At 39.0% G+C, this 13,279-nt stretch carries 18 protein-coding genes and 1 pseudogene; 2 read left to right on the forward strand and 17 right to left on the reverse strand.

Going from position 1 to position 13,279, the window contains the following annotated elements:
• Window positions 1-109 precede the first annotated feature (109 nt).
• From FZC78_RS19195 to FZC78_RS19235, 8 genes and pseudogenes are all read right to left on the reverse strand, one after another.
• Window positions 110-1,855, reverse strand: coding sequence for a terminase large subunit (locus FZC78_RS19195; RefSeq protein WP_148941696.1), 1,746 nt, complete (start codon window positions 1,853-1,855; stop codon window positions 110-112).
• Window positions 1,852-2,148: a hypothetical protein gene (locus FZC78_RS24915; RefSeq protein ID WP_148941736.1), complete on the reverse strand. Its 297-nt coding sequence runs from the start codon at window positions 2,146-2,148 to the stop codon at window positions 1,852-1,854. Before FZC78_RS24915 ends, FZC78_RS19195 begins: the two co-directional genes overlap by 4 nt.
• 93 nt (window positions 2,149-2,241) lie before the next feature.
• A pseudogene (locus tag FZC78_RS19205) lies at window positions 2,242-2,391 on the reverse strand (phage terminase small subunit-related protein); the annotation flags it as partial.
• Window positions 2,392-2,502: 111 nt separating this feature from the next.
• Window positions 2,503-2,862 (reverse strand): HNH endonuclease, encoded by a 360-nt coding sequence (locus FZC78_RS19210; protein ID WP_148941697.1) that lies wholly within the window; start codon window positions 2,860-2,862, stop codon window positions 2,503-2,505.
• Window positions 2,862-3,158, reverse strand: a complete 297-nt coding sequence (locus tag FZC78_RS19215; RefSeq protein ID WP_148941698.1) for a hypothetical protein — start codon at window positions 3,156-3,158, stop codon at window positions 2,862-2,864. The genes FZC78_RS19210 and FZC78_RS19215 overlap by 1 nt, the downstream gene beginning before the upstream one ends.
• Window positions 3,159-3,540: 382 nt before the next feature.
• Window positions 3,541-4,137, reverse strand: a complete 597-nt coding sequence (locus FZC78_RS19225; protein WP_148941700.1) for a hypothetical protein — start codon at window positions 4,135-4,137, stop codon at window positions 3,541-3,543.
• A 587-nt stretch (window positions 4,138-4,724) separates the two neighbouring features.
• Window positions 4,725-5,186, reverse strand: coding sequence for a hypothetical protein (locus FZC78_RS19230; protein ID WP_148941701.1), 462 nt, complete (start codon window positions 5,184-5,186; stop codon window positions 4,725-4,727).
• 112 nt (window positions 5,187-5,298) lie between these two features.
• On the reverse strand, window positions 5,299-5,748 hold the full coding sequence (locus FZC78_RS19235) for an ArpU family phage packaging/lysis transcriptional regulator (RefSeq protein ID WP_148941702.1): 450 nt from the start codon (window positions 5,746-5,748) through the stop codon (window positions 5,299-5,301).
• A gap of 86 nt (window positions 5,749-5,834) precedes the next feature.
• On the opposite strand from FZC78_RS19235, the gene FZC78_RS19240 reads away from it, so the two are divergent.
• Window positions 5,835-6,059, forward strand: a complete 225-nt coding sequence (locus FZC78_RS19240; protein WP_148941703.1) for a hypothetical protein — start codon at window positions 5,835-5,837, stop codon at window positions 6,057-6,059.
• A 30-nt stretch (window positions 6,060-6,089) separates the two neighbouring features.
• Here the strand turns inward: FZC78_RS19240 and FZC78_RS19245 are convergent, their stop codons facing one another.
• Entirely contained in the window at window positions 6,090-7,556 is a 1,467-nt protein-coding gene (locus FZC78_RS19245) for a DNA cytosine methyltransferase (RefSeq protein ID WP_148941704.1), read from the reverse strand.
• Between the two features lie 108 nt (window positions 7,557-7,664).
• Here FZC78_RS19245 and FZC78_RS19250 point away from each other — a divergent pair, with 108 nt between their 5' ends.
• Window positions 7,665-7,886: a hypothetical protein gene (locus tag FZC78_RS19250; RefSeq protein ID WP_148941705.1), complete on the forward strand. Its 222-nt coding sequence runs from the start codon at window positions 7,665-7,667 to the stop codon at window positions 7,884-7,886.
• 107 nt (window positions 7,887-7,993) lie between these two features.
• Here the strand turns inward: FZC78_RS19250 and FZC78_RS19255 are convergent, their stop codons facing one another.
• The 8 genes from FZC78_RS19255 to FZC78_RS19290 all read right to left on the reverse strand — a co-directional run bounded on the left by FZC78_RS19255 (window position 7,994) and on the right by FZC78_RS19290 (window position 13,277).
• Window positions 7,994-8,332 (reverse strand): hypothetical protein, encoded by a 339-nt coding sequence (locus FZC78_RS19255; protein ID WP_148941706.1) that lies wholly within the window; start codon window positions 8,330-8,332, stop codon window positions 7,994-7,996.
• Between the two features lie 121 nt (window positions 8,333-8,453).
• The gene (locus FZC78_RS19260) at window positions 8,454-8,642 is read right to left on the reverse strand and encodes a hypothetical protein (protein WP_148941707.1); all 189 of its coding nucleotides are present in this window, start codon (window positions 8,640-8,642) and stop codon (window positions 8,454-8,456) included.
• A 53-nt stretch (window positions 8,643-8,695) separates the two neighbouring features.
• Window positions 8,696-9,040, reverse strand: a complete 345-nt coding sequence (locus FZC78_RS19265; RefSeq protein WP_148941708.1) for an organic solvent tolerance protein OstA — start codon at window positions 9,038-9,040, stop codon at window positions 8,696-8,698.
• On the reverse strand, window positions 9,021-9,221 hold the full coding sequence (locus FZC78_RS19270) for a Fur-regulated basic protein FbpA (protein ID WP_148941709.1): 201 nt from the start codon (window positions 9,219-9,221) through the stop codon (window positions 9,021-9,023). The genes FZC78_RS19265 and FZC78_RS19270 overlap by 20 nt, the downstream gene beginning before the upstream one ends.
• Window positions 9,218-9,757 (reverse strand): ERCC4 domain-containing protein, encoded by a 540-nt coding sequence (locus FZC78_RS19275; protein ID WP_148941710.1) that lies wholly within the window; start codon window positions 9,755-9,757, stop codon window positions 9,218-9,220. Before FZC78_RS19275 ends, FZC78_RS19270 begins: the two co-directional genes overlap by 4 nt.
• Window position 9,758: 1 nt before the next feature.
• Window positions 9,759-10,157 (reverse strand): YopX family protein, encoded by a 399-nt coding sequence (locus FZC78_RS19280; protein ID WP_148941711.1) that lies wholly within the window; start codon window positions 10,155-10,157, stop codon window positions 9,759-9,761.
• Window positions 10,154-10,591 (reverse strand): hypothetical protein, encoded by a 438-nt coding sequence (locus tag FZC78_RS19285; protein ID WP_148941712.1) that lies wholly within the window; start codon window positions 10,589-10,591, stop codon window positions 10,154-10,156. Before FZC78_RS19285 ends, FZC78_RS19280 begins: the two co-directional genes overlap by 4 nt.
• A 298-nt stretch (window positions 10,592-10,889) precedes the next feature.
• Window positions 10,890-13,277 carry a phage/plasmid primase, P4 family gene (locus FZC78_RS19290; RefSeq protein ID WP_148941713.1) on the reverse strand — a complete coding sequence of 796 codons (2,388 nt, stop codon included), beginning with the start codon at window positions 13,275-13,277 and terminating at the stop codon, window positions 10,890-10,892.
• Window positions 13,278-13,279: the final 2 nt, after the last annotated feature.

Genomic DNA, 13,279 nt, shown 5'->3' on the forward strand with positions numbered 1-13,279 from the left:
AAAAAAATAGATATTCTTCCAGTTAACAACAACTGTTAACTTTACGGCAAAAGTAATTCATTAATCCGGTTATAGTTCTCAAGCTTTTTTCATCAAAATATTTTTCTCCTCATCTATATATATCTGCTATCAATTCATCCATTCCCTCTGAGCTTTCTTCCATCATGTTCAACGTTTCCTTGTGACCAATCAACATGGCCACAAATCCATCAATGTGCTCAGGTGATTTACGCTTCGAGGGAGTCTTCAGGTTATTAATATTGGTGATTACCTTGGCATTACTGGCGCAGAAAATGAGCAATGGATTATCAGTGATAACTGCAGGTGTTTCAACCCCATTAAAGGTCCTTTCCTGTAGCAGCAACACCTCAAAATCATCAAATGGCTCATTCATATGTGTCGGGTACTGGGGAACCTCCACCACTTGGACACCAAGCATCTCCCACTTCTCTACAAGCTTCTCAGCAAGGGCCGGGTCATAATTGATTTGGACCAGATTGAAGTTTTCAAATACCCATTCCACATATTCATTGACCATATCCTCGTCCACCGTCTTACCAGGACAAAGAGTGACATAACCCTTTTCCGCAAGCTCCCGATAAGGAACATTTCTCTGCTGCTCTTTTTCTTCGATACCGAACTCGGGAATGAAATACTTCTGCAAGACTTTTAAAAGTGGATGGCCATTATCATCAAAGGTAGGGATGTCCACACTCACACAAGCAAGGTCCGTCCGTCTGGATAAATCCACACCTATAACTGCAGTTTCACCAAGCACCTCACCTAGATCATCAACCAACATCTTCTCCAACTGCGCTTTATCGAAATAGGTCTCAGCATAATTGACGAATACATCCAAGTGTTTGGAAAGGAACTCAGCTTTGTTGAAGCTGTTGTTCTGTGCTTCTTTAAAGGCATTCTCCAAGAATTCCATATTTACTGAAACACCAATGTTTGGATTTACCATCTGCCATACTTTCCGGTCTTCCCAGTCAAACTTTTTATTCGGTTCATAAATCATACCGAACCAAGAGTCATCATTATCGTTTTCAACAACATCTTTGGCATAGGTATAGATTTGAGTGCCCAAGGATCCCGTTTGCTTTCCGGCTGTGGAGGTGACGATGTTGAGTGGTTCCTCCTGGGCAATCTGTGCTGAACGCAAGTTGTCAAACTGCTCACGATCCATTTGGGCATGAACCTCATCAAAGTAGTTGATGTATGGGTTTTTACCTTCATTACCCGCATTATCCTTTGTGAGGATTTTAATCATGTTCGCGAATTTCATTCCATCTTCCACAAAGGTGTACTTGATGGACTTGATTGTGTCCTCTTTACCCTTGTAGATACGCGTATCTGGCCGCAGGTCCGGACTGTTTTCAATAGTAAGTGCAATGGGGACGGCCGCATTCTGGCATTGTTCGAAGGTGTTGGCCGAGATGTAGATGTCGGCTCCTTTCACACCCTCGCCATACACACCATAAATGACCGGGCTCCCACCCATGATGGTCTTTCCATTTTTCTTGGGAACCTGCAAATAAGCCGTCCGGATTACCCGAACTGCCTTCTGATGTTCATTATATTTTTGCCATCCATAGATATTTGCAAAGAAGAAACGCTGCCATGATTCCAGAATTAAAGGCTGTCCCGCCCACTTTCCTTTTGCATGTTTCAGGAAAGTCTCAGTGAAATACAGCATTGCGTTAGCCTTTTCTACATCGAACCAAAAATCCTTCCGTTTCTTCCAGCGCTTATACCGCTTTACCGCCAGATGAATGGAGTCCGGATATTTTTCAGGAGCCGCCTCGACCTCAGAAATAAATATGTCGGCATAGTTAGTTTCAAAGTCAATCATTTGCTCATCCTCTGCCTAAACTGGAGTAGCTTATTGGTTTCAGCAGCTGGCTTTTCTTCCGGTGGTTCTTCTTTACTTTTTTCGAGGAGAACACCGCTCTTCTTAATTAGATCCTTATTCTTACCATCAAGCCCCAGCTGCCCAAGATACTTGGCCAATTCCTTTCGAAGCTTTTCGCTCCTGTCCTTGGCGTATTCTTCATAAGCATCCAAGTAGATTTCAATAAGTAAATCAAGAGCAGGTGAATAGGTCCCGGCTTCAACCAGGGCTTCCACAACCTGCTGCTTTTTTATTTCTCGGACGTTTTTGCCACCCGATTCTTTTTTTGTAGTACTACGTTTCTTTTTTGTAGTACTACAAACGTCCCCACCCAATTTCACCAACCATTTATCCCGGCTCTTCCACGCGGAAATTGTTTTTTCCAAAACATCTAATTCTTCAGCAATGGCACGGTTTGTAATATCTCCTTTGTGCTCCTGAAAAATTAAAAATGCCTTGTCGCGATTCGGGTCTCTCTTCCTCGGCAACCTATTCACCTCCCCTTTTGCAGTACTCGATTTTTTTCAAAAATTTTTTCTGAGGTGCGCGGAAGCACCCTCTCTCCCTATCCTCCCTAAAATGTGAAAAAGCCCTTTTGGGTAGGGGGGCTATAGCTTCCAGTCGAAGCCGGTATTCTTTTTCGTCTTGCCCTCATTCTCCACAATCATGTGGCACCTTGGACAAAGAGTGATCACATTCCTCTTCGATAACTTCAATGATGGATTGACACTGATCGGTACCTTATGATGGTGGTGTGCTCTCTTACCAAACACAAACTTGCCGCATCGTTGACAACAACCTTTGTCTCTTTCATAACAGTATGCCTTCAAGTCTTTCCATGCTTGAGTGTTATAAAAGGATTTGTTCTTAGAATACACAGCCTTCTCCTTCTTCTTACGCTTATGATTCGGACAATACCGGCCAGAAGATATTAACGTCTTGCAGCCTTGTTCACCACAATATCTCATTACTCTTCAGCTGCAGTAAGCGATTCCTCAATATGATTACGGATAGTCTCCGCCTTCTTCATATTGCCTGGAACCTCAATATCATTCTGTTCCGCAAAGGCAAGCAGCTGGTCAGCATCCATTTTATCTAAATCAATGTCTGTTTCAGTATCTTGCTTCTCTTCTTTAACCATTGATTTAGGATTCTCAGCCACCTCAAAGTCAGGCTCCTTACCTGCAGGTACAAACCTTACACGCTTCTCTTTTGAATCCCAGTATTCAGTTCCTTGTGCAGTTTTTCTTGTTTCAACATTCATTGCATTCATCTCCTCCTAATAGCACCATTGTGCCTTTTGTAAGTGTCCCTATTTGTTCCCATAACTTCCTCCCATTCTCTCCTGGACAGCTGCTCTTGGACTTTGATTGGCTTTGCATTATGTTTCTTTCTTCTAAGCTGATTGAATTTCTGTATTTCCTTTCGTGACAAATGATCAGCAAACTTCATCACATTCACCTTCACATTCTTCTCAGATTGGCTCAGATTCAATTTTATGAACCATCCGAATATGATTGCATACAAAAAGCGCCTATCGGTTAGATAGACGCCTCTTTGATATATTTCGTTAATACCATAATAGCACCTCTAAAGAGAAATGCTCTGCCGTAATACTGCCATTTTTCTGCCTATTGTCTGCCATGTTATCTACTTTGATATTTTTCAAGCTTCTTGTTTAACTCCTTAATATGTTCAAGGAGCTTTTCATTTTTATCTTGAGATTCTTCCAAGGCAGCCATTCCGCTTTTGGACCATTCTTTATATTCAGCAGTTATACTTGTTAACTCTTCAATATTTCTCTTTAACTCTTTTTCATATTCTGCTTCTGTTTTTATTTGCCTAAAACTAATAATAAAAATAACTAAACCTAAAGATACTAAAGTTATCTTATTGTTACTATCCTCAGTTAAGAAACTATTTATATTAGGAATGTAGGGAATAAAAATGATTGAAAAAATGGCAAACAGCAAACAAATCTGAATGACATCTCTTCTTTTCTCAATAAGCTTATTAATCATTTTCTTAGTTATCCTATCCGAGAAACTATCCTTCTTCTCAATTTCCAAATTCATTTTATTATCGAAAAGGGAAAAAAAATCTACAATTGTAAAAAATAAAGCCGACAAAGTTGCACAGGAAATAAAAATACCTGGAACTTGTAAATCCGAATAAAAGATACCAATAAAAACTATCGCTAGACCTATGTATGCTACTACAATATGAGTTAACCCTCGAGTCAAATAATCCTCTCCTTGTGTCTAAAGGCCCCAATAATCTAATATGGATGCCCAGCCCATTATAAACCTCGACCTACATTATAAAAAGCCAACTTATAAGATATTCTATCCGGGAGTCTTATATCCTTTTTTATGAAACATAAAAAAACACCACCAATAAGTTGGTGGTGTTTTTTAATTAGACATATAACTCTTTAGAGATATCCTTTATATATCCTTTTTCGATTGACTGTCTCTTATTAGCAATATTTACAGAAATTCTACATTTAAATGGTCTCATCTTATATCTTTTCATCATAACACCAAGAACCCTTGAATAAGAAAACAGTCCTTGTTTATAAAATAATATGAAGAGTCGAATTTTGGAATTAAAAACCTTTTCTGCCTTTTTATTTTTAGAAGCATTTTTCAATATTTCGTGCCTCTGATCATATACTTGATTTACGAAAGTAAACGGCATCCTAAAAAATATATCGAAGAAAAAGAAAGTTAGTACAACTGAAGTAAAAAAGTGTTTAGCTTGAATATACATTCTTAAAAAGGTAAATAATATAAAGAAAGCGAAAAAGAAACCAAATACCATTAGAATATCATCCAGTATTAGCATGAGCCTCTCTCCTACCTTTCGCCTCTGAAATTTTTGGTGACACATTAATCAAATCCTCAAAAACAATATAACCAAAGAAGATATACCCATATACTACCCCACTTAAATTAAGGAAAAACGGCATAGACATTAAGTTATCAAACCCCATATAATATTCGTTTGATATCGTTAGAGTATATGAATGCACATCTCCAGTTATTTCAACAATTTGGAATATACCTATAATATTCAACAATAGTATTCCAATCCCTGCCGCAAAACCAAGAATAACAAAAAATTTTATTAACTTATTTTCAACTGATAATAGCTTATAATAATCTAACAAAAAAGGTGTAAAAAAAACAAAATGGGTAATAAAAAAATTATGAGAATCTGTAGGCACACCACCTACATACCTCATTAGAATTATTCCTATAAAAAACAGCACAATTTTTATAGATCTCATTTTTTGATCACCTTTTCCTTTAGCACAACTTGTCTAAATGTATCATAAATTGTTCAATGATTCAATAAATGTAATAAATTACCTACGAATCCTAAAAATAGACCCCCTCTTCTCAAGGGAGTCTTTCACTCTTATAAACCTCAATTCTTAAAATGAAAGCCAGCTTATAAAACACCCTTGCCTTCAGCCGGTAATACCTTCTTTCACTCATTCCAATTTCATTATATATTTCATAATCGAAGATCTCTTCATCCTCCAGGTATCGCTTATAGATGATTTCCCTCTCCATCTTGCTCAGCCTGTTGACTCCCCTTAGGACCCATTCGATGTGCTTACTCTTGGCGATTTCTAATTCTATACGATCCATCACAGCCTGCTCTGTTGATGAATGAAACTCATTTGAAAATGAAGGAGGAACGAGTGAATACGTAGCAGTGACTTTTGGCAATTTATCTTCTGGAACGGTTAACAAATAAAAACGGTATTTCTCCAAGGCCGACTCAACAGCTTCCTTTGTTTTATCTCTGTCTATTTCAGGAAGCATGAATAATTGTTTCCCCATCTAGACCCCTCCCATGGTAAAATATTCTTGTCGAGAAGTTTTACCACCGGGATAACTCCTGGTCTTTTTTATTTGGATGTGAAAATATGTTTGACAATATTGATACTTCATCGCTTGACGGAATTGCTTGGGCCTTATTCTCTTTAGTTATTTTTGTTACAATCATTGCAGTTGTTCCCTTAGTAATATTAGAAAGATTGGGTATTTCTAAGAAAGTAATTAACTTCCTTGTCGGTCCAATTATCCTTGGTGGCTTTGCTTTATGGATTTATGGGATGTTTTATTTGGATTTACAAAGATTATTTATTTAATTAACTCCTGCCAGGACAAATCCTGGCTTTTTAATTTGCAACAGATATATTATATCTAGATTTACCGTAACAGTATTCGGGTAAGTTGGCTCTCGTTAGTGCATAAGCAAATGGAGGAGGAACTGAGTTTCCACATCTAGCGACCTGCGCTGTCTTTGGATAAGGATCCCCTTTATAATCCCGATCAATAATATATGTCCCCGGAAAACCATTTCCGTTATAAAGCTCCCTAGGTTGGAGCATCCTCATGCCTATGTCCGTAATTTGATAATTTTCGCCGTTCACAGTTATTAAAGCGAATTTATTGCCGCCGGCAGTAATGGTATGCAAGGGTTCACTTAATCTGTGCCCAATATTTGTTCCGTAATATTTCATCATAAAGGCTGTTACAAGACCAAACCGATCTTTGGTAGGTATGGTGTGAATAGGTTCATTTAACCCCTGTCCTACACCTTGTCCATAGTATTTGGTAAGGAATGCTGTCACTAGGGCATGATGATCTACAGCTGTAATGGTATGCAAAGGATTTTCTAAACTAATTCCTGCTCCAGTGTAATTTCCTCCATAGTGCTTAGCGAGGAAGGCTGTAACCAGTCCAAAACGATTCGCTGTAGGAATAGTTGCAATTGGTTCATACAGGCTGCTTCCCCTAGTCTCTTTTCCCTGGTGAGTATAGTAGTGCTGGATAAAATGAGCTTTATCATCAACTACATATGGATTCTCAGCTTCAATAACAAACTTCTGGATACCTCTACTTATCCGGAGTAAGGTATTTTCAGCTAACGGTTTCTTTCTGGCGAATATTGAAGGTGCTTCTATGCTCCAATCAATTATTTCAGCAGCAGTTCTCCAGGGCTTAATCTTTCCTGCCTGTACTTGAATACTAGTTGGATCACCATGCGATGGGTCTGGCCAGACAATAGGCTTTTCATCACAGCGAGCAACCATGAAAAACCTTTTTCTTGTCGTAGGAGCCCCATAATCACATGCGCTCATCTCTTTGAACTCTACCTGGTACCCAAGCGATGTCAGTGCTTTAACAAAGGATTTAAACGTTTTCCCCTTCTGAGTTTCATCAGGATAACCTCCATCATTCAATGGGCCCCAAGTTTTAAACTCTTCCACATTCTCCAGCATGATTACCCTCGGCCGGACCGCGATTGCCCACTTAACGGCTATCCAAGCCAGTCCTCTGATTTTCTTCTCAACCGGCTTCCCGCCCTTTGCCTTGGAGAAATGTTTACAGTCCGGGGAAAACCAGGCAAGACCAACTTTTCTTCCTTTGACAGCCTTCACTGGATCAACGTCCCACACTGATTCGCAATAATGCTCAGTATCAGGATGGTTAGCTTTGTGCATTGCTATAGCAGCTGGGTCATGATTAATTGCTATGTCCACCGATAATCCGGTTGCCATTTCAATACCTGTACTGGCCCCGCCACCGCCAGCAAAATTGTCTACGATTATTTCTCTAAATAAATCTAATTGATGTATCAAATTCTCACCTCAGCAATTGTAATTCTTTAAAAAATTTCAAAAAATGCATTGACAACCTTATGGTAAACAGCTTACATTCCTGTTAGTAATTAGAAAGGAGGACGTATTATGTCAATTTCGAATTGGTTAACTAATGGTAAAGTTTCTTTCGCTGTTGTTCAGGTAAACTCTAGAGATATTCTAGTGTGTACTAGCAATGTTGGTGCGCATAGAGTAATCTTTGTTGAAGATGCATTAACAGGTAAAAGAGTTTTCGGTCCAGCGAGCCAACATCATCCATCAGGTGAAGATATCGACAAACTTGTGCTTGAACTTGTGAAAGAACTGTAATCTAAAGGGGATATGTATGTATCCCCCTTCTTATTTAACAATGAGCTTCTATATTTGTTAGTTTCACAGAGTTGTAAGTTGCCATTACTATCAACTCCTATCTAGAATTAATTGCCTATAAACTTTATATCTTCTTCTCTTACGCGATTTAGACCAGCCATGTTTGTTGCGACCAAGTAGACAGTCTGATAAATTGTGTCTGTACAAACCCAATTAAACTCGCTTGTATAAGTGTTCTCTTCGTACGATAAATAACTAGTCTTACCGATTAATCTTTTACCGACAATCATTCCTGTCATTTCGTTATGCTCAATAGCTTTATATTTATGGTGTTGATAATCCACAATTTCATCATCTTCTAATAACTTTTCTAAGTTCGGACCTTCATTTTTTATCAAGTGTTTAGAGAACTTCACCTTGTCACCTAACTCATATATAATTTTCATTTATTTCCCTCCTTTATTAAGCTCTTGAAAGTCCTACCGAACAACCTCTCATATTTTTCAAGAGCCTCCGGAACCGAATAGATACAATCCCTGATTAGTTCCAGAAGGTTCAGCTCCACTTTCACCCTAGCCACTGACCAACGATAAAGGCTGCCAGGGCCACCGAGGCCAGCTTCCATCCAAAACGAGCAAAATCAGCTTTTTCATATTTGAGCTTCAGCATATCTCGTTCCTTTTGAGCTCTCTGAAGTTGTAATTGGGCAAAGGTGCTTGAATGTTCCTGGTAAGCTTTTATCTTTTCATCCATCATTTCCACCCCTATTTAAGGAGAAAGCAGTGTCGCAACACTGCCCTCTCAATCTATTAGTGAACTTCCTTTTCATCGTCTTCATCATTACTTTGCTGCCCATCCGATACCTCGACATTGCCCTGGCCGTCCACAGAATACTCAATGCCATTATGATCGTCTATGCTCATTTGTCCTTCCGGTACGTTGTCATCTTTCGGACGGCTTTCCATTACTTCTTTTGGAGTTTGATAAGCATAAGTTAAATCGATTAAGAAATATTGACCGTACTTGTTATATTTCTCAGTGATTTTATGCATTTGTAGATTGTCGTTTTCTTTAGCAGCTGAAATGATTTCTTCTGCTTCTTCGCGAGTATCTGCATAATGTTGCTCTTTTTGGTTAAGTTGTACTTTTGACATTTTGGTTCCTCCTAGCTTTTTCGTTTTCATAAACCTGTTCTGACTCAGTTAAATTCAATTCATATAATTGTGATCCATCTGGTGTTTTGAAGTAGCCCATCTTTAGCAGCTCACTTTTATAAAAATCCTTTTTGGCTTCGACACCTTTTCTTAACTGTCCAAAGGGGATTTTGCTAATCATATTAACCCTCCTTTCAGACACTCTCTGGCCGCATACAGCAAATGATGATATATGTAGTTTCCTGTTGTATTTGCTGATATAAAAACAGTTGAAAAATTATACCGTGCTTCAAATGTTTTCAAGCTGCCGAGTAATGATTCAGGCTTGTATCTACTTCGGTATTCACCTTTTAAGATTTTCTGGTAACCCTCCAGGTCTTCCACAATCAGAACGAATGGGGATCTGGACGCTCTGATTAATTCATTTTCAAATCTAGTCCGGTCCTTAATCGATTCAACCAGCTCGTCTACCCCGTTTTTTCTCTCGACAAGAGAGTTAAGGAATATATCACGGTTAAGTCCTAATTCGGGATTAGCCGGGATCAAGGCGGAATAATCTCCTGTCTTCATCGTTCTGATGCGATACTGAACTTCTTTCTTCCGGAAGTAGTCAAGCACATGTTGGTTTTTCTGCTCCCTGGTATCCACAGTTATTATCAAACTATCCAGGAGAGTTTTAAGCTCTTTATCTGTGAATCTATAATTTAGGCTGTTCATTTTATTGCTCCAATAGTTCTGGATTTTCGTAGATATTACCGACAACTTCAAAGTTTGTTCCGCTTAAATCAAATCCTAAGCATCGACCACCATAAGAATAAGGGTTATCACTCCATCTAATGGTGAATTGCCTGTAGCTCCATCCATTTACATCCTTAAAGTGACTTATAACAATATCCCCTTCATAAATTTCCTTGCCGTTTTTATCCTTTAATCCCGTGTACTCCCGAAATTTCACTTCTGACATTTTGAAGCCGGTATGCACGCCTTTGTTTTCTCCGTTCAAGAAATACCCTCTGCCATGATCAACATAATTTCCGAAAGTGTCTTTCATGAAGCTCATTTTCGTAACTTGTAACATCGTGTGTCCTATCCAAACTTGATACTTAATCTCTTTCACTCCATCACAGCTCCTTTCTTAAAGAAATGCATTGCCCGGTCATATATCTGTTTTGATAATTCAACGGTTTTTTCATTTTCAAAGTTACAAATATGAACACTGTAGGACCAGCCGTTATCATAAAGTTCCCTCCAAAGAATAAGAAGTAATTCAAGTGCTTTTATATCCTGCTGCAGCCACTTATTAATCTTGGAATCTACCGGACAGCCTTTATGGTAAAAATCAATGATTTTATCAATGGTCTGTCTAACTGAATGCTCTTTATCTGAGTAGGAGCCTTTTAGATATTTGATTATCCTGTTCTTATATTCTTTAATTAAGCCAATCACTTCTGGAGGTACTTTCTCTGGTTGCTCAATGAATAGATCCTCACCATCCAGAACAAGTTTGGCTCCCATTGACTCAACATCTGAACACATTTGTTTAGGATGCATTTAACCACCTCTACAATTTTGGGTTAATGGGGTTAATGGCGAAATTTTCTCGTTAACCCTTCAAAACGTTGATATATCAAGGTTTATCCCCCTAAATGGGTTAATGGGTTAACGAGGGTTATCTATTTTGGTATTAGAGCCTTATATATATATTATTTTTTTATTTATTTATTTATTTTTCGTGGGAATGGTTATAGAAAACCATTAACCCTCATTAACCCACCCTCTATAAACCCTTTCATATCAATGGTTAAAGTGGGTTAATAACACTTCACTCCCGTTAACCCTTCATTAACCCTTATAGCTTTTTCCTTGAAATCGGTGTTACTTTCTCCTCTTCTTCACCCTTGGAGAATAAGTTAGTTCCATATTGGTTCAATGTAATGCCATGGAAGTACACTCTGTTTTTAGCACCGTTTTCCTTTTTGAACCCTCTCACTTCCAGCTGTCGATAAAACACTCGGTTTTTTAATTCCAATTCACTGTTCTGGTAACACCATTTTGTGTAATTTTCATAAAGTGTCTTGGCTTCAATTTTTGCTTCTGGATGAAGAGTGCAATTCTCATCAATGAATGGTCCGAGAATATCCATATCTTGACGGTAACTATCGGTTGCTTCCTTAACAGCTTGAGGATCCCTCATTCCCTCACCCTGCCACATCAAGCACCCCTCAACAGCCCAGCGAAGAATACCTGGCATTTCTTTTTTTAATTTCTCCGGAAGATCCGCGTCAATCTTTTCTTCTGGAATGGTAACTGTAAATGGAATCAGTTTGATTCTTCGCCAAATCCCATTGTCGCCACCTTTTACAATTGGCTTATGGTTTGTTGTAAAGAAAACCTTAAATTCAGGTGTAAACTCAAAGTATTCTTGTCTAAGGAAACGGGCCGACATTTTTTCTCCACCGGTTATCTGTTTGACAAGCGCTTCAGACAACTGCTGCCCTTCCTCACTCTCTACAGCTGATACAAAACGTGCCCCGTCCAATCTGGCCACATCATTGTTTATCCCAGAGTCATTTTTCTTCTTAAGAAAAGTGTCACTGTTGGTTTGCTTTGCGTAATCTCCCATTAAGTCCTGAATTACATTAATGAAAGTTGATTTACCATTCCGGCCATTTCCGAAGAGGAAGAACATTATTTGCTCCTTTGTTACCCCTGTCAGTGAATACCCGATAGCTTTCTGGAGATATGTGATTAATTCTTTATCCGGCTTGCCTGCTGGAGTTAAAAATATACTTTCCAAGAAAGCAATCCAGTTCGGACATTTGGAATTTTTCTTATATTCAATTGGAGAAATCTTTGTGAGTAAAAGTTCACGATCATGTTGCTGAAGCTCTCCAGTTTGCAAGTCAATAATTCCGTTATCACAGTTAAAAAGAAAACTATGTGCATCGAAGTCTTTTTTTCTCACAGACACCATAGGCCGGGCATCCAGTATGCTGTTAATCCGTATTGCCCGTTTCTCGCATTTCTTGGCCCAATCGTTCAACAATTTGGATCTATATTTATCTTCTTCAGCTTTTGCCTCTGCATAAAGGCCGCGTAATGTTTTAGCAGCTAAAGCTTCAATTTTACGTTTGCTGTCTTCTTGCCATTGCTTACCGTTCCAGATCAGCCACTCGAGTTCGTTACAATATTTAAGATCTTCACCATGGTAGTAAACAATCCTCTCGGCGTTCCCTAACTCAGTAAGGTGAAAGCTTGGTGCCTTATCAATGATTTCCTCAGTATCTTCAATTTCGGAATCACCATCAGAAATGTATATCTCATACTTTTTTTCTTCTGGAGGTTCATAGTCGGCAATGGTTGATGGTGTTGAGACAATGGCTGTGTCGATTGTCATTTCTCCATATGTTCTTCCATCAGATGAATGCGGTCGGTCCCACTTCTCTCTTAACAGTGAGGACTCCCGGAACATCGAATCCATTTTGGCAGCATCCTTATCTGTCCAGAATGCCAAGTGATTACAAAGTGCCATGTCAGTTGCAGAGTGATCATTGTTTATCAATACACCCTGGAACAAGTCTTTTATGTTACCTCCGTTTTTGCTGTTGAACATTCTTTCCCAAAGTTGAGAGTTTGAAAGGCTGCTAATATCTTCACGATCACTAACTGGGTTTGATTTAGGTTTTGACTCTGGTTTAGGTTTTTCCTTAAGGTGCTTATCAAATAATTCCCTAAGCTCCTCTGTCCTCTCCTCAATCTTCCCAGCGCCCAGGCTATTCCCGGTAAAGGTGAAGTATCTCCCATGCCTATAAACTTCAAGTCCAATTGATGGATTCTTCCGCCCGGTTCCAGGCCCTTTGAGAGGAAGCTTACCTTTGGTGATGATGTGTATTCCTTCACCACTTGGGGAATATTCCGTATAGCTTTGAACTATTTCTATAACGTCCTCAGCCAATTCAGTAAGAGCACCTTCATTAACGCAATGGTCAACATCTATTCCGATAAATGGGTCATCCTTTGAGAACATAAAGCCTATTCCGTCATACCCGCCTTTTTCAAAAAACTTAATGATGGTAGGGAATGTCGACCAGCTGCGCTTATCATTCGACCGGGCCATCTCCCCATTTATTTGGTATGGCACCTTTGTAGGTTTGCCATCACGTCTTTCAGACCGCCACAGGATCCAATGAGGAGTGTTTTTTAATTCAGTTGGTATGTTGTGAAATTGGTGCGTCATTT

Origin of the sequence: Rossellomorea vietnamensis (assembly GCF_008180415.1) — a bacterium.
Taxonomy (GTDB): Bacteria; Bacillota; Bacilli; order Bacillales; family Bacillaceae_B; genus Rossellomorea; species Rossellomorea vietnamensis_C.